General features: G+C 60.9%; 21 protein-coding genes and 1 pseudogene. 9 read left to right on the forward strand and 13 right to left on the reverse strand.

All coding sequences use genetic code 11. From position 1 onward, the window contains the following. Positions 1-21: 21 nt before the first annotated feature. On the reverse strand, positions 22-258 hold the full coding sequence (locus tag ACM5SV_RS27670; RefSeq protein ID WP_222017688.1) for a spike base protein, RCAP_Rcc01079 family: 237 nt from the start codon (positions 256-258) through the stop codon (positions 22-24). Between the two features lie 716 nt (positions 259-974). Between ACM5SV_RS27670 and ACM5SV_RS27675 the strand changes: the two genes are divergently transcribed. Beyond that, positions 975-1,856 (forward strand): dienelactone hydrolase family protein, encoded by an 882-nt coding sequence (locus ACM5SV_RS27675; protein WP_419425455.1) that lies wholly within the window; start codon positions 975-977, stop codon positions 1,854-1,856. 659 nt (positions 1,857-2,515) lie between these two features. On the opposite strand, the gene ACM5SV_RS27680 is transcribed toward ACM5SV_RS27675, so the two are convergent. The 4 genes from ACM5SV_RS27680 to ACM5SV_RS27695 form a co-directional block, all read right to left on the reverse strand. Next, positions 2,516-2,992, reverse strand: a complete 477-nt coding sequence (locus ACM5SV_RS27680; protein ID WP_222017768.1) for a hypothetical protein — start codon at positions 2,990-2,992, stop codon at positions 2,516-2,518. 169 nt (positions 2,993-3,161) lie between these two features. Then, on the reverse strand, positions 3,162-3,569 hold the full coding sequence (locus tag ACM5SV_RS27685; RefSeq protein WP_222017692.1) for a GFA family protein: 408 nt from the start codon (positions 3,567-3,569) through the stop codon (positions 3,162-3,164). A gap of 185 nt (positions 3,570-3,754) precedes the next feature. Further along, positions 3,755-4,153 carry a hypothetical protein gene (locus tag ACM5SV_RS27690; protein ID WP_222017694.1) on the reverse strand — a complete coding sequence of 133 codons (399 nt, stop codon included), beginning with the start codon at positions 4,151-4,153 and terminating at the stop codon, positions 3,755-3,757. Between the two features lie 193 nt (positions 4,154-4,346). Beyond that, entirely contained in the window at positions 4,347-4,796 is a 450-nt protein-coding gene (locus ACM5SV_RS27695; RefSeq protein ID WP_012756506.1) for a VOC family protein, read from the reverse strand. Between the two features lie 51 nt (positions 4,797-4,847). Here ACM5SV_RS27695 and ACM5SV_RS27700 point away from each other — a divergent pair, with 51 nt between their 5' ends. Next, a complete protein-coding gene (locus ACM5SV_RS27700) occupies positions 4,848-5,450 on the forward strand; it encodes a TetR/AcrR family transcriptional regulator (RefSeq protein ID WP_012756505.1) in 603 nt (200 codons plus the stop codon). An 8-nt stretch (positions 5,451-5,458) separates the two neighbouring features. Here ACM5SV_RS27700 and ACM5SV_RS27705 read toward each other — a convergent pair whose 3' ends face one another. Then, a complete protein-coding gene (locus tag ACM5SV_RS27705) occupies positions 5,459-6,397 on the reverse strand; it encodes an AraC family transcriptional regulator (RefSeq protein ID WP_222017696.1) in 939 nt (312 codons plus the stop codon). Positions 6,398-6,476: 79 nt separating this feature from the next. Here ACM5SV_RS27705 and ACM5SV_RS27710 point away from each other — a divergent pair, with 79 nt between their 5' ends. Beyond that, positions 6,477-7,304, forward strand: a complete 828-nt coding sequence (locus ACM5SV_RS27710; protein ID WP_222017698.1) for an oxidoreductase — start codon at positions 6,477-6,479, stop codon at positions 7,302-7,304. A gap of 24 nt (positions 7,305-7,328) precedes the next feature. Here the strand turns inward: ACM5SV_RS27710 and ACM5SV_RS27715 are convergent, their stop codons facing one another. The 3 genes from ACM5SV_RS27715 to ACM5SV_RS27725 all read right to left on the reverse strand — a co-directional run bounded on the left by ACM5SV_RS27715 (position 7,329) and on the right by ACM5SV_RS27725 (position 8,680). Beyond that, complete coding sequence (locus tag ACM5SV_RS27715; protein WP_222017701.1) at positions 7,329-7,568, reverse strand: hypothetical protein; 240 nt, start codon at positions 7,566-7,568, stop codon at positions 7,329-7,331. After that, a complete protein-coding gene (locus ACM5SV_RS27720; RefSeq protein WP_222017703.1) occupies positions 7,565-7,885 on the reverse strand; it encodes a hypothetical protein in 321 nt (106 codons plus the stop codon). The genes ACM5SV_RS27715 and ACM5SV_RS27720 overlap by 4 nt, the downstream gene beginning before the upstream one ends. Positions 7,886-7,960: 75 nt before the next feature. Next, entirely contained in the window at positions 7,961-8,680 is a 720-nt protein-coding gene (locus ACM5SV_RS27725; RefSeq protein ID WP_128411576.1) for an SOS response-associated peptidase, read from the reverse strand. 198 nt (positions 8,681-8,878) lie between these two features. Here ACM5SV_RS27725 and ACM5SV_RS27730 point away from each other — a divergent pair, with 198 nt between their 5' ends. The 3 genes from ACM5SV_RS27730 to ACM5SV_RS27740 all read left to right on the forward strand — a co-directional run bounded on the left by ACM5SV_RS27730 (position 8,879) and on the right by ACM5SV_RS27740 (position 10,981). Then, the gene (locus tag ACM5SV_RS27730; RefSeq protein ID WP_222017705.1) at positions 8,879-9,469 is read left to right on the forward strand and encodes a TetR/AcrR family transcriptional regulator; all 591 of its coding nucleotides are present in this window, start codon (positions 8,879-8,881) and stop codon (positions 9,467-9,469) included. A 70-nt stretch (positions 9,470-9,539) separates the two neighbouring features. Beyond that, positions 9,540-10,169 (forward strand): hypothetical protein, encoded by a 630-nt coding sequence (locus ACM5SV_RS27735; RefSeq protein WP_419425456.1) that lies wholly within the window; start codon positions 9,540-9,542, stop codon positions 10,167-10,169. A 233-nt stretch (positions 10,170-10,402) separates the two neighbouring features. After that, positions 10,403-10,981 (forward strand): DUF308 domain-containing protein, encoded by a 579-nt coding sequence (locus tag ACM5SV_RS27740; RefSeq protein ID WP_222017709.1) that lies wholly within the window; start codon positions 10,403-10,405, stop codon positions 10,979-10,981. Positions 10,982-11,016: 35 nt separating this feature from the next. Here the strand turns inward: ACM5SV_RS27740 and ACM5SV_RS27745 are convergent, their stop codons facing one another. From ACM5SV_RS27745 to ACM5SV_RS27760, 4 genes are all read right to left on the reverse strand, one after another. Further along, positions 11,017-11,370, reverse strand: a complete 354-nt coding sequence (locus ACM5SV_RS27745) for a hypothetical protein (protein WP_222017710.1) — start codon at positions 11,368-11,370, stop codon at positions 11,017-11,019. Between the two features lies 1 nt (position 11,371). Then, positions 11,372-11,719 carry a hypothetical protein gene (locus ACM5SV_RS27750; protein ID WP_222017713.1) on the reverse strand — a complete coding sequence of 116 codons (348 nt, stop codon included), beginning with the start codon at positions 11,717-11,719 and terminating at the stop codon, positions 11,372-11,374. A gap of 128 nt (positions 11,720-11,847) precedes the next feature. Continuing rightward, positions 11,848-12,156: a HigA family addiction module antitoxin gene (locus tag ACM5SV_RS27755; protein WP_221975345.1), complete on the reverse strand. Its 309-nt coding sequence runs from the start codon at positions 12,154-12,156 to the stop codon at positions 11,848-11,850. Between the two features lie 9 nt (positions 12,157-12,165). Continuing rightward, complete coding sequence (locus tag ACM5SV_RS27760; RefSeq protein WP_012756493.1) at positions 12,166-12,462, reverse strand: type II toxin-antitoxin system RelE/ParE family toxin; 297 nt, start codon at positions 12,460-12,462, stop codon at positions 12,166-12,168. Between the two features lie 135 nt (positions 12,463-12,597). On the opposite strand from ACM5SV_RS27760, the gene ACM5SV_RS27765 reads away from it, so the two are divergent. From ACM5SV_RS27765 to ACM5SV_RS27775, 3 genes and pseudogenes are all read left to right on the forward strand, one after another. Then, entirely contained in the window at positions 12,598-12,876 is a 279-nt protein-coding gene (locus ACM5SV_RS27765) for a hypothetical protein (protein ID WP_026157280.1), read from the forward strand. A 357-nt stretch (positions 12,877-13,233) separates the two neighbouring features. Beyond that, on the forward strand, positions 13,234-15,168 hold the full coding sequence (locus ACM5SV_RS27770; RefSeq protein ID WP_222017715.1) for an adenylate/guanylate cyclase domain-containing protein: 1,935 nt from the start codon (positions 13,234-13,236) through the stop codon (positions 15,166-15,168). A 115-nt stretch (positions 15,169-15,283) separates the two neighbouring features. Next, positions 15,284-16,019, forward strand: a pseudogene (locus ACM5SV_RS27775) (phosphotransferase enzyme family protein). The last annotated feature ends 94 nt before the right edge of the window (positions 16,020-16,113 follow it).

Consider the following 16,113-nt stretch of genomic DNA (forward strand, 5'->3'; position numbering starts at 1 on the left):
AGGCGCCGCTTCTGGAGGCTTCTAGAACAGCGCGACGATGTTGGATGCCGTAGTCCCGGTCAGCGCCACGATGGCGGCATGAACCGGCAGGATCGTCCCGGCCGGCACGCTCCTGAAGATGACCGGATCCATGTCCCTACGCGGCGCAATGGCAACGTCACCCGTCGTGCCGATATAAAGCGCGCACGCACCGACAATGGCGGTATCGTTCGGCGTCACCACTGCGGCCCGCGAGGCCGGAGCAATCGAAGGGTCCATTGCAGTTCTCCTTGGAAGAGGCGAGCGCGACCCCGCCCGATCCCGATGTGATCGAAGATGAGCGGTCAGGCGGCAGAGGATGGGGGATCAACGACGATCCGAGGAAGCTGTCCGGACGTCTGAGATGACCGGTTCTCAAGCCTTGGCGAGTGACGCAAACGATTGAAGGGCGACGTCGATTTGGTCGACATCACCTCTGGACTCAAATCTCGCAGCTTGGATTTGCGGTAGTGATAAATGATCTGCCGGGGGGTGATCAAGGGCTAATTGTGGGCCTCGCGCCAGTTCGAAACCGAGCCTGCTCGACACGGTCGGCGGCAGAACGACTTACGCCGCGCCGGCGCCGGATTTGGCAAATCTCGCTTCCCAACCTCCGTCATCCCAGGCCTTGAGCCTGGGATCCATGCCCGCTGCTGGTGGAGGGTCAACGTAGATCCTCGGGTCAAGCCCGAGGAGGACGGAGCAAGAGGTGAGCCCTGTGGCAAATCCGCAAGTCTTGGCAAATGGCGCGTACGATCGGAGCGCGGCGCCGATTTGGTCGACATCGCTTCTGGACTCAAATTTCGCAGCCTGGATTTACGGTAGTCATAAATGATCCGCCGGGGGGTGATCAAGGGCTTCTAACCGCAGCATGCGATTAATTGAAATCTGCCCAACCCGGTCCAACCGGCGGCAGAACGCCTCACCGCTTTGCGAGCCTTCAGGTCCGGCGTACAATGAGTGGGCTGTTGATCAAACGGTGGAGAAGTTCAGTGAAAACCACGAGACTTTTTCTTTGCCTCATCGCTTTTCTCAGCGTCACGCTCGCTGGAAACCCGGCTGATGCCGACGAACTGGTTCACTTCGAAAGCGCGCCCGTCAAGCTCAGCCCATTTCGGATAAGCAAGGCGAGAGAACAGGGAGAAATTCTTTCTCAACCGCAAGGTACGCCCCTGCTGGGATATCTATCCCGCCCCCAGGGTGATGGCCCTTTCCCGGCAGTCGTCGTTCTGCATGGATGCGAGGGCATGCGTTTGAGCGTCAAGGAGCTTTGGCCGAAACGGCTGGTCGCATGGGGTTACGTCGTGCTGGTCGTCGATAGCTTCACCTCCCGCAACATCAAGGACACCTGTCAAAACCGTCTCCCCGATCGGGTCTTCGACGCCTATGGCGCTTTGAATTTTTTATCGAAGCAAAGCTTCGTCGATGCCAGGCGCGTTGCCCTGATGGGCTTTTCAACCGGCGGCACGGCGACGCTGGAGGGAACAAAAATCGAAGGCAACGAACAGCTGATGGACAGCAAGTTCAGGGCGGCGGTTGCCTACTATCCCCTCTGCGCGGCAACTCAGGGCGATGCGACGGTGCCGATCTTGATTTTAACTGGCGAACGAGACAATTGGAGCCCGGCTGACCGATGCCGGAAGAGGCTTGCCAAGCTGAGTGACGATAGCCCGCCCATCGAGTTCAATATCTACAAGGGCACTTACCACGATTTTGACGCCCCGGAATTTAAGGTGGGACGGAGGGTGTTGGGCCACATCGAAAAATACAATCCGGACGCCGCAGGAAAGTCCATCCGCAGCGTTCGCACATTCCTTCAACAATACCTCTCGAACTAAAGCCCGAGGTTTGTCCGCTTGAGCGCTGATATTGTTGAAACAAGGCGCCCGGTGTTATGGTGGGTGCGCGCAAGAGGAACGAGCGGATGATCTGGATCTACTCCGCCATCGGCGTCTTGATCGGCTTGGCGTTGCTCGGCCTCACGATCTGGTTCGGCATCTCGCCGTCCTTTTCCGAGCGAAAATCGTGGCTCCCGCAGCCGAGCGGGAACTCCGTAGATCCGTATGATGCCAATATCACGGACACAGGTAACGAAGGGTCCGAGGTAAACCATTGCCGAGGCATGAGGCACGCGGGTTCAATCGTCGCATTGATTTGCGCAGGGTTCCCGCGCCGACCGCGAGTTTGGCGAAAACGCACCCCCCAACCTCCGTCATCCCAGGCCTTGAGCCTGGGATCCATGCCCGCGGCTGTTAGAGGCGAGAGTGGATCCTCGGGTCAAGCCCGAGGAAGACGGAGCAAGGGGCGAACTCCGCGGCAAATACCGAGACGTCGGGGAATGAGTGCGCAATCGCGCTTTCTGATCGCTCTCCTCGGCCTCGGCCATCCTCGGCTACGCGACGCACCATCCGCTGGCAGGAGTTTGACGAAAACGCCCCCCAACCTCCATCATCCCAGGCCTCGAGCCTGGGATCCATGCCCGCTACCGTCAGAGGCACTAGCGTAAAAACATGGCATTGAGACGCTGTTGCAGGGCAGGAGATTCGCTAGACATTCGAACCTGACTGAGCGCATAGCGCATGGCAGGCGTGAACGGCAGCCAATCTTGTAAATGATCCAGCAACTCCTCCGACATCATGTCCTCGAGCGGGCCGGCGCCCAATTGGCCGAGCGCTTTTTCGTGGCCAGGCAATTGGGCTTGCTCGATGATGGCGAGCACTCGTTTCAAGACGACCTCGCGCGGATCGTGCAGTAAAATCGTCGTCCAATACCATTCGCCGGGATCTGCGAGATAGGCCTCTATATAGGCATCAGCGGTAAGCGGTGGCTTTCCAACAGCCGTCATATCCGGCAGCCAGGTCAGATCGGATGCGAGCGCGCTCCGGGTGAACACGTCGACCGCTGGAGCGTCGGCGGTGTGTTTTCGCGAGCGCGGGTTGCTATGGTTTTTCCTGGTCACTTTTGGGCTTCCCATTTCCACGGCACTCTGCATCAGCATATGGTTGCCCGCAACTCAACTCCGCTATCCCTGGCTACTTGACGCGCCATCCGCTGCGTCGGGGGCAAAAGAGAGCCTCCGTGTTGTGCAGGTTTCAAACATAAGCGGCATCATTCAGGGGTGACGCAGGCGATGCCCGGAGAGGTCAATTTCCGGCAAGACGCTCGATCGGTTCGGCCAGATCGAGCCAATGCGGGCGACTCTCCCACCAATGAACATGATCCGGCACAGGAAAGGACGGATCGGCGAATGTGCCGCCGGCGATGACGACAGTGCCGGGAAAGTATGTTCCGGATTTCGAAAACCCGCCCCCGCCACAGACCCGGCAAAAGGCTTTCATCACATCAGGTGTGGTCTCGCCTTGCGGAAACCAGACGGAATATTCCCCGGAGATAATCCGGACATTTTCCTCACGGAACCACACATTGTGTGAAAGCGCACTGCCGGATGCACGCTGACAGCGCGTGCACGTGCAGACGTGGTTGTGCACAGGATCGCCATAGACCTCCAGGGCAAGGGCGCCACAGGTACACTGCGCATGAAAGATGGGCATGGGGGCTCATTCCGTGTTTTTCTCACGATTGTCGATTTTACGACGCCGGAATCGACACGGTCTATCGAAATTTACCATGGCCCTCGCATGCGGCAAAGCATGGCCGGATGGAACTCCACCTTCTTTGCTGCGACGATGCATCGGCGTTTTCGAGAGGTCCGGCTGGAAGCGTTGCATGACGGCGATCAAGGGAAGATGCCCGCCATTTTGAGTTTGCTGCAGAATGCCGATATGGCGTTCGCGACGCCCTCGCCGCAAGGAAACTTGAACGGTCGCGTGGCTTCCTCGGTCAGAACTGGCTCGCCTGTTGCGGCGTCACGGCCGGTGACATGCTTCGTCAGCAGGATGCCGCAGGCCTCGCCGGCAGCCTCGTCGATCGCCATCTGGACATCGCCAAGATAGGTATCGCTGGGGATGTCGATGATGAAGGCCGTGAAAAATCTCACGCCGCGGCTCCCCGCCACGGCCTTGATCAGGCTTGCATGCGCCTCGGAGACCTCAATCTCCTTTTCCGGCGGCCACATCACATCACTTGCAGGCCACGCATCATCTTCCACGGCTTCGCCGATCGGCTGCTCACGCATATCCGCTCTCCACATCTTCGGTTTTCAGATGGCGGCCGCCGCGCCGATGTTCTTATTATGTTCTGATAGCGAAGAGAGTCAAGACGGATGTTTTGATGTGAGCTGCCTTCAGTGAACCGCCAGAGAACTGGTGCAGCCGCTCGGGACGGACGCCGGCCACCGGCCTCCTCGAGCGCTCCAAGGGCTGTGGCACTCACGCCGAGATGTCCGCGTTCCAGCGGCGTTGCATCTCCTCAGGCGTGACCTGCTCGATGGTTTGCGACAACATCCAGCGGTGACCGAAGGGATCAAGCACCTGCGCCACCCGCTCGCCAAAACTCTGGTCGGTCGCCGGACGCAACATCGTCGCCCCGGCCGACAGCGCCTGCGCCAGTGCTGCGTCGGTCGACATCGTGTCCATATGGAAGGTCACCGGCGAGCCTCCGATGGTATCTGGAGACAGGGCGCCGAAGTCCGGATATTCGTCTGCCAACATCATCATCGTCTCTCCGAAACGCAGCTCGGCATGGCCGATCCGCCCGTCCGAAGGATCGGTCATTCGGAAGACTTCCGTGGCGCCGAAAGCCTCCTTGTAGAAGTCGATGGCCCGCGCCGCATCCTTGACGATGAAGTAGGCGCTCACTTTTCGGGCAAAACTCGGCATGGATGATCCTCCTTGACTGGGTTCTTCATTAACGTTACGTATCGTAAAGATATGAGTCAAGAGAGTAATGCAACACCGAAGAAACGAGGGCGGCCGCCAAGCGCTGCCGCGCAGAGGCGTGCCTTGGAGGCCGCCCATGAAATCCTGATGGCCGAAGGTTTTGGCCGCATGACGATCGAAGCCGTGGCGGCGCGGTCCGGTGTCGGCAAGCCGACGATCTACCGTTCCTGGGCCAACGCGCAGGAACTGGCGATGGCCGCTCTTCTGGTCAACCGGCTACCGGAAGCGGAATTTGGAGGGGGCACGGCGCAGGCGGCTCTCGGGGCGCAGATGAGCGGACTGGTGACTGCCTTTGCGAGCACGCGCGGACGGCAGATCACGATGGCACTTGCGGCCGCCGACCCGGAAAGCGAATTCACCAAGGCCTTCCGCAACCAGGTGATCCTGTCGAGCCGCAACGCGGGTCGTGTCATCCTGGAGGAGGCTCTGGCTCGGGGAGAGATCGTTCCGCCGCCTGATATGGAGGCGCTGCTCGACATGATCTACGGACCGGTCTTCTTCCGGCTGCTGGTCGGCCATCGCCCGGTCTCGCCGGAGTTCGGCGATGCGATCGTTAGGACCGCGCTGCGGGCCGTTGCACCGTCGGGCGTGTGAGACATGCTTTAGCCGTGATCGTCACCCAGTTCGCCAAGATGGCGCTGGACCCACTTGATCTCCTCCGATGCCGTGCGCCCGAAATGCCGTTTGAAGTCGCGGCTGAACTGCGCCGGGCTGGCGTAGCCGACCGAAGCCGCGACATCAGCGATCGTTCTCGTCTGGCGCGCGATCATCAATCTCGCTTCGTGAAGCCGCATGGCCTTGACGTATTGCATCGGACTGTTGCCGGTCAGACCCTTGAAATGGACATGGTAGGAGGGAACGCTCATGCCCACCTCCCTTGCCAGATCGGTGACCGCGATCTCCAGGCCATAGTTTTCCCGCAGCCAGGCCAGGCTCTGGATGATCTTTCCGGACCTGCCTTTCTGCTGAAGGGCTGCGATCATCGCGCCGCCTTGCGGGCCGACCAGGACACGGTAGTGCAATTCGCGCAGAATGCCGGCGCCAAGCACATCCGTCTCGACGCTGCTGCGTAGTGCCGTCAGCAGGCGCAGCAGGACATCCTCGATATCGCCGGACATCCTGCTCGAGACGAGACTTCTCGGCTCGTCGCCTGGCAGGTCGGCATGCTCTTCCACCTGCAGCGCGATCTCGGCCGCCATCTGCATATCGAACTCGACATAGACCGCAAGCAAGGGCCGCTCGGGACTGGCCATCGACGTCATCCGAAACGGAACGGGCAGCGACACCGCCAGATAATGCTCCTCATCATAGAGGAAGACCTCGCCTTCGAGGATGCCCTGCTTGCTGCCCTGCAAGACGAAAACCGCGCCCGGTCTATAGAGGACAGGGATATCGTGGAGCACGGCTTCCGTGCGCAATATGCGGACGGGAGCGAGCGCGGTCGGATTATATCCGTGACGGGGGGCGAGACGTGCAGCCAAGGCGACCATCTCCCCTCGCCTGGATGGGCCGCGATCACCATTCATAGGATTTGGCAACATTTTGAGAGAATCCGCCATCGAAGCCTGAGCTTCTTCATACTATTTGTCAAATTCCATCCTCATTCAAGGAATATCGTTGATGTCACGAAAGACCTTCTTCATCACCGGATCGAATTCCGGCTTCGGGCTGGCCATTGCGTCTGCGGCGCTTCAGGCGGGCCACACGGTGATTGGTACCGTGCGCTCAGAATCCTCGCGCACGGCGCTCGCAAAAACCCTGCCTGCCCTGCGGCCGGTCGTCTGCGACGTCACCGAGTTCGACCGCATCGATGATGGCGTCGCCGACGCGGAAGACGAGCATGGGCCGGTCGACGTGCTGATCAACAATGCGGGTTACGGCCACGAGGGCGTGATCGAGGAGTCGCCGATCGAAGAGATGCGGCGGCAGTTCGAGGTGAATGTCTTCGGCGCCGTCGCCGTTGCCAAGGCATTTCTGCCGCGGTTTCGCGCGCGACGCCAAGGGTTCATCGTCAACGTCACCTCGATGGGCGGCATGATCACCATGCCCGGCATCGCCTATTACTGCGGCAGCAAGTTTGCGCTTCAAGGCATATCGGAGGTGATGCGGGCGGAAATGGCCCCGTTCGGGGTGCATGTGACGACCCTTTGCCCCGGTTCCTTCCGGACGGACTGGGCCGGACGATCGATGGTCCGCACGGAGCGGTCGATCGCCGATTATGATGGCCTGTTCGATCCAATCCGCGAGGCGCGACAGGCCGTCAGCGGCAAGCAGCTCGGCGATCCCGCCAAACTGGCCGCCGCGGTTCTGGAGCTCATCGAATCCGACAATCCGCCGCCGCAGCTGCTGCTCGGTAGCGACGCCCTCAAGCATGTGTCGGAGAGGATCGTTCGCCTGCAGCAAGAGATCGAGGCGTGGAAATCCGTTACCGTCTCGACCGACGACTGACGCGGAACATCAATCAGCCAGCCCTCATTGGATAATTTTCCCACCCTCGGCCGCCTCCAGCTTCCGCCTGAGCGCCTGTTCCTGTTCGTATGATTTATGCGGGAAATGCTCAAAGCACCACCAGCGCGTTGGCACGGCCGGGGATGGGCTGTGGCCCCAGCCTCCCCATTCCTTGCAGCGTGTGCCGTCGGCAAGCCGGTGCTCGCAATAATGCTCAACGATCACATTGGCGCCCGGCGCGTTCGAATGGCCTTCGATGCTCATGGATGCACCGTCCTCCGTTTCCCGCTCTTGATGCTCTCATAGATCATTTCCAGCCGCCTCGAGGCGACATAGGCACTGTCCTCGTATCCGGCTGACGGCCAATCCAATCGATTGCTGCCGTCTGTCGCCACGATCCAGAACCATCGATTATCGATCCCTTCGCCGGCCTGTGACCGGAATATCCTTCCGATCTGGGTATCGCCGTCGAAAGCGACGTAGTCGTCGCCGGGTTTCTCCTTCCAGGCGTGCCGCCATTTGTATTTGATTTCCCGGCCGCTGACATGTTCCCACGATTTCCATGTGATTTGTTCTGGCATGCGTCGTCCTGTCCTCTCGCGAGGTATCCTTTTGACCGCATGGTTGATGGATGGCTCCCGCCCGAGCCGGTGAATTCAGATCAGCGTCGGTTCCGGATCGGGGTCGATCGGATCGATAATGTCAGCCGTGTCATTCTTGGGCGAACCCACATTGCGGCCAATCGGCCACATGGTCATCAGCTCCGCCGGAAACGGCTTCATCAAGTCGGTCGGATCAGGCTCCGGAGATAGCCAGCGCTCGTAATCTTCGCGGTGCAGGACGACCGGCATGCGGTCATGGATCTGCGCCATCATCGCATTCGGCTCACAGGTCACGATTGCGAAGTTTCTGACGTCTACGCCTTCCGGGCTGCGCCAAATCTCCCAGATGCCGGCGAGCGCAAAGGGCGAGCCGTCGGCCATGGCGATCGCATAGGGCTGCTTGTTCTTGCCCGTGCCGAAAATATCCTTCCACTCGAAGAAGCCGTTGATCGGCACCAGGCACCGGCGCGACCTGTAGGCCGACCGGAATAGGCCGTTGGTGGCAATGCCCTCGCAGCGCGCATTGATCGGCGGCGGCCGGCCACCCGGCTTCATCCATGCCGGCATTAGACCCCAGCGCGCCGAGGCGAACACCGGTCCCATGATATCAGGCTCGCGGACCATGTCGCGAATGATGATCGGATAATCCAGCGTCGGCGCGCCGTTATAGCGCGGAAATCGGTTCCCCAGCGCATCGATCGCGCCTCGCTCTGCAAAGGCGAAATTGCGCACCAGCTCCTCAAGCGATGTCTTGATGTAGACGCGGCCGCACATTGAGAACTCCATCCCGCATATTAGATGTTCTGATTATGTTCTGGGTATTCGAGGCGAGTCAAGGCCGTTCGCTACAACCGATGCCGCCATCACTTTCGCCAGAATCAAGGTGAAGCCTGTCACCGTCTCGACGACCGCTGCCGGCGGAAAATCTGCTTTGCGCTTGACAGCCTTCCTACTGGAAGGTAGATACAGCCCATGAGCAATCTTTTGACGACCTCCGACGAAATCCTGGCCTCCGCCCGAGCGCTGATCATGACCGGAGGCTATAACGGCTTCAGCTATGCCGATATCGCTGCCGTCGTCGGCATCCGCAAGGCCAGCATCCATCACCATTTTCCGAGCAAGACCGATCTGGTGCACACGCTTGTCGTGCGATATCGCGAAGATGCAGAGGCGGGTATCGCGGGCCTGGAGCAGCAGGTGCGGAATCCGCTGGCGCTTCTCCAAGCCTATGCGGGCCACTGGGCCCAGTGCATCGAGGATGCAAGCCGGCCATTTTGCGTCTGCGCCCTGCTGGCGAGCGAACTGCCGGCCCTGCCGCCGGAGGTCGCGTCCGAGGTCAAGGCTTTCTTCCGCTTTGCGTCGACATGGCTGACCTCGGTGATGGAACGCGGCGCTAAAGACGGGAGTTTGACGCTGTCGAGCGAACCGCGTGTCGAGGCTGAAGCCTTCATGGCCTCCGTCCACGGCGCCATGCTTTCAGCCCGTGCTTACGGGACCCCGGAGGTCTTCGCCACCATTCTGGCCCCCACCTTGCAGCGGCTCACTCCGACCGCCGCTCGATAAAGTTCCGGGCGGAATAAAGCCCGGAGCGACAACGACGTCAGCAAAACTACCAACTAGTAGGAAGAACGACATGATCAAGAACATTCTCCCCGCCCTCGTGCTGGGGCTCACCGCTATCGCGTCGACGGCACTTCCGGCAGCGCCCGTCCATGCCGAAGACCAGAAACCCGAGCAGATCCATGTCAGGGGCAGCATCGTCGCCTATAGCGGCTCCGCTCTCAAGGTGAAGACCCGCGAGGGAGAGACTGTCGATGTCACCCTCGCCGACGGCTGGAAACTGGCGAGCGTTGCAAATGCTGCGGTCACCGACATCAAGCCGGGCGACTTCGTCGGCATCGCATCGCTGCCCAGCGCAGGCGGCGGCGACGGCGCGCTTGAGGTGCTGATCTTCCCGCCGGCAATGAAGGGTGCGGGTGAAGGCAGCTACGGCTGGGACCTCAAGCCCAACAGCAGCATGACCAATGCGACCGTGGCCGACGCCGTCAAGGGCGTCGACGGCCGCACCGTCACCGTCTCCTATCACGGCAAGGAAAAGAAGATCGCCATTCCGGACGGCACGCCCGTGGTGACCATCGCTCCGGCCACCAAGGACGATCTCGTTCCCGGCGCCGTCGTCTTCATCCCCGCCGAAAAGGCTGCCTCGGGGCCCCTCGCCCATCAGGTGCTTGTCGGAAAGAATGGCGTGGTCCCGCCCATGTGACCACGTCGTCGCCGGTCGGCCGGGCCGCCCCCGGTTCGACCGGCGATTTACCAGGGAATGCCGCCTGACCGCAGCCGATGGACTCGAACGACGGAGAACACCGGACAGCAGCCCGGCGGTGCTGGGGCGGTTCCGGCAAGCCCAGGAAATCCCATCGCGATGACGGACGCCGCCGCTCATGACGGTGAGCCCGCCCCTATCAGACCAACACCATCACATTCAGGAAAGAGATCATGATGACCACCGATCAAACCACCGTCGCGTCTGGCGACAGGGAAGAGTGGCTGACGCGCTATTACTTTACGCGAGCAGCCTTTTCCGCCATCTGGGTCGCCGCCGCCTTGACGGCCGGCCAGCAGTCGCTCGCCGTCGCGGCGGCCTTGCTGATCCTCTACCCGGCCTGGGATGCCGCAGCCAACCTCATCGACGCAGCGCGGAACGGCGGCCTGGCAAACAACCGCAGCCAGGCAATCAACGTCGCCGTCAGCGCGGTGACGACAGCGGCGGTGATCGTCGCACTGACAATGAGCATGAACTGGGTTCTCGGCGTCTTTGGCCTCTGGGCTATTTTTTCCGGCCTGCTGCAGCTTGGAACCGCTGTCCGGCGCTGGAAGACCAATGGCGGCCAGTGGGCGATGATCCTCAGCGGCGGCCAATCCGCGGTGGCAGGCACGTTCTTCATCGCCCAGGCGCAAATGCCGGAAGCGCCGTCAATCGCCAACATCGCCGGATATGCCGGCCTCGGCGCCTTCTACTTCCTGGTCTCGGCCGTCTGGCGGAGCGTCACGCAGATGCGGCGAAAGCGGGCGTGAGCCGACATGCGCCAATCGCGATGTGACACCGTCGATCAGCGGGGACCAACTGCCCAGTCGGGGAATTTGCGATAGTTGCAGGCGTTCATTGAAAACAACGCCACATCATCACCGATTTCGTGGCGCGAAAGCTCCCATTCGAAGGTGTCATGGCCATCGAAACCGTAAGATAACGCCATCGCGGTCAACTCCATGAAAGGCCCTGGGGGATACAGCGTGCCGTACACTGTCGCCTCATTTCCCAAGAATTTGCCTTTGATAACTCTCTTGATCTCCAGATCTGCCCTTATCCACCGCGTCGGAGAGTCTTTTGTCCCTATGAAACCGGATTCGCCGATCGACAGCGATTTCACGCGCGCATCAACCACGATCTCCGCTTTCGCCAGCAATTCATCCTGAGCAGGACATTTCGGCGTTCCGGCGGCTGGCCTTAGACCAATAGCCAATAGAGCAAGAACTGCTGTGAAGCACAGTCGCATATGCGGGTTCAGGATCACTCTCGGCATCCTTGTCGGCCTCGTCCTCCGTCTTCCCGGCGGCATCGGGCCTGTGGTTGTCATTGGCGGCGGCGAGCGCCGCAAAGTCCTCTCGCGCCATGCGGCGACCGATGATCCGGGCCAGCGTCAGCGCCGCGCGGTCGATGCGTTGCCATGTCTCCGCCTCCGGCTCGCCGTCCGCACCGTCCTTGCCGTTGGCCGGGACGGTCTCGTCCGGCTTCTCGTCGTCATCGCCTTCCATGTCGCCGCCTGTTTCTCGGTTCGAGTCAAACAGACATCAAGCGGCGGCAAGAGTAGAACCGAAAGCCAAATCGCAGGCCGTGCGGTCATGGCGAAGAAACGGCGGCAAATCGGTGGGATCGCTCCGCGCTATGCCGCCTTCGCCAAGGGCTTGGCACGATCGACCCGCGCCCGCTCCTCGGGCGAATTCATGACGCTCCACAGATCGCTGCGACGCTGCGTGTTCAGCCAGAAGTCCGGGCTGTTGCCGAACACGCGCGCCAGAATGAGCGCGGTCGCCGCCGTCACGTTGCGCCGGTCGTTGCAGAGTTCGTTCACATGCTTGCGCTGCACGCCCATCGCCTCGGCAAGCACCGCCTGCGTCAGGCCGAGCGGCTGCATGAACTCTTCCCTCAGGATTTCGCCGACCGTGGCCGGTTTGCGTGTGGTCATCAACATGGCGTCACCTCATCGATAGCTGTGGTCGTCGAGATAAACATCCGACGCTTCGCCGCGACCGCCGTCCCATCGGAAGATCAGCCGCCACTGCTTGTTGACGCGGATCGAATGCAGGCCGTCGAGCGTGCCGCGCAGCTTCTCGAAATGATTGCTGGGTGGCACACGCAAATCCTGATCGGTCATCGCGTCGTCGATCATCTGGAGCTTGCGGAACAACCGGCTTTCGAGATCGGACGGAATGTTGCGGGAGTGGATATCCTCCACGAAAAAGGCCCGCAGCCATTCGTCCTGAAACCCGACGATCATTCCACGCCTCCAATGCTTAGTTGATGTACCACTCTATGGGTCATTCGGCAACCGCTTTTTTCTTCGGAACTGGAGCGCCCGCAAATGCTTAAAGCCATCTATCGACGATGGCGCGCAAAGCGGATGGGCCACAACATGAAAGATCAATACCAACCGATCTACACATGGCGCGAGACCTGGCCTGGAGAAGGACATCAGGATTTTAGCGGCTTCGACGGCGACCAGTCTTTCGGCCGCGTCGAGCTTGAGAACGCGGCTGACCTGAAACCCGGCCTGTGGAAGTGGAACGCTACCCACCTTCCATGGGTGCGAAAGGAGATCATGCCTCGCAGCGGCTCGGAGCAAACCTCGCGAGAGGCATGCCGCCGGGTCGAGGAACATTATGAGAAGCTGAAGGCGCTTCACCGGCGGTAGGCCGCATCAATTGATAGGGCCTCAGTCTCGCGTCGCTGGTTCTCTGCCATTGAACCTACCCTCCGTCATCCCAGGCCTTGAGCCTGGGATCCATGCCCGTTGCTAATGGAGGCCGGTGTGGATCCTCGGGTCAAGCCCGAGGAAGACGGAGCGCGGAGTGGCGGCTGGAGCAAGGACAGCGACGCATGCGGGCATGATCGGCGACAGTTCATACGGTCGGCGACTTTGTTCTACCGAAACGCGCAGCGGCGTCGTGACCGCACTCACCGCCTTGTGTAAGTTTTCAAAAAGCGGTTAGCTGCCATCGTTGACTATGCCTCGTGCGCTGAGACGTGTCCGCATTTCGGGGGAAATCTCGTGCACTGGTCCAAACCCCTAAGACTGCATCTCGGCGTCCTGGTCGTCGCATCGCTGCTTTGCACGTCGACGCCGATCATCTGGCTGGCGTTCAGGCAAGGAAGCGATGCTGCGGTCAGTGCGGGCGTGCAGCAGATGCGCGAGATGAGCCTGCGGCTGATCGAGGGGTACCGCAATACGCTGCAGGGCGGCACCGAGGCGGTGGCACTGGCATCGACCCTGCCGCAGCTCACCTCCCCGCCGCCCCAAGATATCACGGCCAAACAGCAATTCTTTCTGGAGGTTCTCAGAAACGTCCCCAACGCGACGAGCGTCTACACCGGCTATCCTGACGGCTCGTATCTGCAGGTCATCAACACGCAAAGGCAGGATGTCCGCCGGATCCTCGCAGCACCCGATGGCACGGCTTTTGCGATCCGCACGATTGCACGCAGACAGGGCCCGGACGTCATATCGACGTTTCGCTTCCTAGACCTCCAGGCAAGGCCGATCGCCGAGCGTGACGTCGACTATGCATCATTCGATCCGCGGCAACGCCCCTGGTACCAATCCGTCATCCAGCATGGCGAGGAAGTATCCGTCGGACCCTATCTCGCGGGAACGCTGCAGCTTCCAACGCTGACGATCGCAGCACCGATGAGAGACGACGATCAGGTTGTCGTCGGCATCAACATCCACCTGATGACTGTCAGCCGCCTGCTGGATGCGCAGGAGATTTCGCCGCGGGCGCGCGCTTATATCATCGATGATGCCGATGATCTGATCGCCCATTCCGACCCGGCAATCATGAACAGGCTTCTCGGCATATGGTCGAAAAGTGCCGATGACGGCGCCGTTGCCGTCGATACGACGACAGACAGTTACGACACGAGCCTCGAAACGGTGGCGAGGCTCAGGCGGGATCCGGCCTTTGCAAATGGCGGCGTGGTGCGGATCGATCTCGATGGCGAACGCCAGATCCTGCAGATCGCCCCTGTCGCCGTCTCCGGTCTGTTCAAGGGAAGCGTTGCAGCAATCGTCGTGCCCCTGGAAGATCTGGTGGCTGAAGCCAATCGGCTGCTCCTGCACAATCTCCTGATTGCGGCCGCCTTCGTGATATCAGGCGTTGCTGCTTCGGTGATGCTTTCGCGCATGGTCAGCCGTTCCCTCTATCGCCTCGCCGACGAGGCGCGCAGGATCGGCGATCTCGACGTCGGCGAGAAAGGCGTTTCCCACTCCTGGATATCGGAGATCAACACGCTGGCAAGCGCGCTGGCGGCAAGCCGCCACGCCATCAGCCAGTTTGCCCTCTATGTTCCGCGTGAAGTCGTCAGGCGGATCGTCAATCCCGAGGGACGAGCGGTCGTCAAGGCGCAGCGGCAGGATGTGACGGTGCTCTTCACCGACATTCGCGACTTCACCACCATATCCGAGCAGCATTCGCCTGAGGACGTGGTCGATACGCTGTCGGCCTATTTCGAACTGTTGAACACCATCGCCGAACACCATGGCGGCACTGTCGTCCAATATCTCGGCGATTCCATTTTCGTCATGTGGAACGCCCCTGTTCCGGATACCAGCCATGCCGAAAACGGCTGCCGGTGCGCGCTTGCCATGAAAGCGGCGGTCGACGAGTTGAATGAAGCCAACCGCCGGAATGGCCGTCCCGCGCTCATCACCCGATTTGGATTGCACACCGGCCCGGCAGTGGTCGGCAGCTTCGGCGCGATTTCCAGGCAGCAGTATACGGCCATGGGCGATACGATCAATGTCGCCTCACGGCTGGAAGGACTGAACAAGGAATTCAACACCTCGATCCTGGTGAGCGCCGCCATCCACGAGGCCGTCGGCACCCGCTTCGCCCTTCGCCCGCTGGGCCTGGTGCAGCTCAAGGGGCGGGCCGAGAAGGTCGATTTATGGGAACTTGTCGGGGAAAGCCTGAGGACGCAGGAATGAATGAGCGTTCAGGTTGCGACCAACGGCAGCTTCGCGCCGCCAGCGGCCTTTGTGGCGTCGTAAACTTTCTCTATTTCTTCCGTCAATTTAATCATGGCCGCCAAGGGTATCGCCAATGGGATGGGAAGCACTCGGGCAATGGGGTGAAGACGCGGTTCGCATCGAACGGCTCACGGGTGGCGTTGCCAACGACGTGTGGAGCGTTACGCGTCCAAGGGCAGATCGCGGTCGCTCGTCTCGGCTCCAGGAGCGACGCTGATCTTAAATGGGAAGCCGAGCTGCTCCAACACCTCGACCGTGAAGGCATGATCGTTCCAGTGCCGATCCCGACGACTGACGGCCGCCTATTCGCAAACGGTCTGGTGGTGATGAAATACATGGAGGGCGGACCGCCCGAGACGGGGTCCGACTGGCGTCGCGTCGCCGACACGCTGCGCGAGCTGCATCGGCTGACGCAGGGCTGGCCGCAGCGCCCGGGCTGGCGATCCTCGAGCGACCTCCTGCATACTGAGACCGGAACGAGGATCAACCTGACCGCGATGCCGTCTGAGGGCGTTATTCGATGTCGAGCAGCGTGGGCGCGGCTCATCGGGCGTCAGACATGCGTTGTCCACGGCAATCCCAACAGCCCTGGCAACATCCGCATGACTGCAGATCGGGTCGCGTTGATCGACTGGGATGAGTCACATGTCGACGTCCCCGACCTTGACCTGGTGCTGCCCGACAACGCTGCCGATCTCGACGACGGCGCACATGACATCGCCGCGCAAGCCTCGGCCGCATGGGAAGCCGCCGTCTGCTGGCAGGACGAATACGCAGTCAAGCGGCTTGCCGAAGTTCGGGCGGTCTAAGATCGACAGGCCGCATCCACCCGTGAATTGCGCCATCGCCGGCGGAACATGGGCTGGTAGGACTTCAGGAAGCAGTCACGCTGCGCCAATTCCC

Origin of the sequence: Rhizobium sp. CRRU65 (assembly GCF_048551595.1) — a bacterium.
GTDB classification, from domain to species: Bacteria; Pseudomonadota; Alphaproteobacteria; order Rhizobiales; family Rhizobiaceae; genus Rhizobium; species Rhizobium leguminosarum_J.

What these genes read in the sequence shown, in the direction of transcription:
- ACM5SV_RS27695 (WP_012756506.1), bottom strand. Translation starts at nt 4,796, where the DNA reads ATGCCGAGTTTTGCCCGAAAAGTGAGCGCCTACTTCATCGTCAAGGAT.
- ACM5SV_RS27700 (WP_012756505.1), top strand. Translation starts at nt 4,848, where the DNA reads ATGAGTCAAGAGAGTAATGCAACACCGAAGAAACGAGGGCGGCCGCCA.
- ACM5SV_RS27675 (WP_419425455.1), top strand. Translation starts at nt 975, where the DNA reads ATGAGTGGGCTGTTGATCAAACGGTGGAGAAGTTCAGTGAAAACCACG.
- ACM5SV_RS27680 (WP_222017768.1), bottom strand. Translation starts at nt 2,992, where the DNA reads ATGGGAAGCCCAAAAGTGACCAGGAAAAACCATAGCAACCCGCGCTCG.
- ACM5SV_RS27730 (WP_222017705.1), top strand. Translation starts at nt 8,879, where the DNA reads ATGAGCAATCTTTTGACGACCTCCGACGAAATCCTGGCCTCCGCCCGA.
- ACM5SV_RS27710 (WP_222017698.1), top strand. Translation starts at nt 6,477, where the DNA reads ATGTCACGAAAGACCTTCTTCATCACCGGATCGAATTCCGGCTTCGGG.
- ACM5SV_RS27760 (WP_012756493.1), bottom strand. Translation starts at nt 12,462, where the DNA reads ATGATCGTCGGGTTTCAGGACGAATGGCTGCGGGCCTTTTTCGTGGAG.
- ACM5SV_RS27740 (WP_222017709.1), top strand. Translation starts at nt 10,403, where the DNA reads ATGATGACCACCGATCAAACCACCGTCGCGTCTGGCGACAGGGAAGAG.
- ACM5SV_RS27765 (WP_026157280.1), top strand. Translation starts at nt 12,598, where the DNA reads ATGAAAGATCAATACCAACCGATCTACACATGGCGCGAGACCTGGCCT.
- ACM5SV_RS27705 (WP_222017696.1), bottom strand. Translation starts at nt 6,397, where the DNA reads ATGTTGCCAAATCCTATGAATGGTGATCGCGGCCCATCCAGGCGAGGG.
- ACM5SV_RS27685 (WP_222017692.1), bottom strand. Translation starts at nt 3,569, where the DNA reads ATGCCCATCTTTCATGCGCAGTGTACCTGTGGCGCCCTTGCCCTGGAG.
- ACM5SV_RS27755 (WP_221975345.1), bottom strand. Translation starts at nt 12,156, where the DNA reads ATGTTGATGACCACACGCAAACCGGCCACGGTCGGCGAAATCCTGAGG.
- ACM5SV_RS27735 (WP_419425456.1), top strand. Translation starts at nt 9,540, where the DNA reads ATGATCAAGAACATTCTCCCCGCCCTCGTGCTGGGGCTCACCGCTATC.
- ACM5SV_RS27715 (WP_222017701.1), bottom strand. Translation starts at nt 7,568, where the DNA reads ATGAGCATCGAAGGCCATTCGAACGCGCCGGGCGCCAATGTGATCGTT.
- ACM5SV_RS27725 (WP_128411576.1), bottom strand. Translation starts at nt 8,680, where the DNA reads ATGTGCGGCCGCGTCTACATCAAGACATCGCTTGAGGAGCTGGTGCGC.
- ACM5SV_RS27670 (WP_222017688.1), bottom strand. Translation starts at nt 258, where the DNA reads ATGGACCCTTCGATTGCTCCGGCCTCGCGGGCCGCAGTGGTGACGCCG.
- ACM5SV_RS27690 (WP_222017694.1), bottom strand. Translation starts at nt 4,153, where the DNA reads ATGCGTGAGCAGCCGATCGGCGAAGCCGTGGAAGATGATGCGTGGCCT.
- ACM5SV_RS27750 (WP_222017713.1), bottom strand. Translation starts at nt 11,719, where the DNA reads ATGGAAGGCGATGACGACGAGAAGCCGGACGAGACCGTCCCGGCCAAC.
- ACM5SV_RS27720 (WP_222017703.1), bottom strand. Translation starts at nt 7,885, where the DNA reads ATGCCAGAACAAATCACATGGAAATCGTGGGAACATGTCAGCGGCCGG.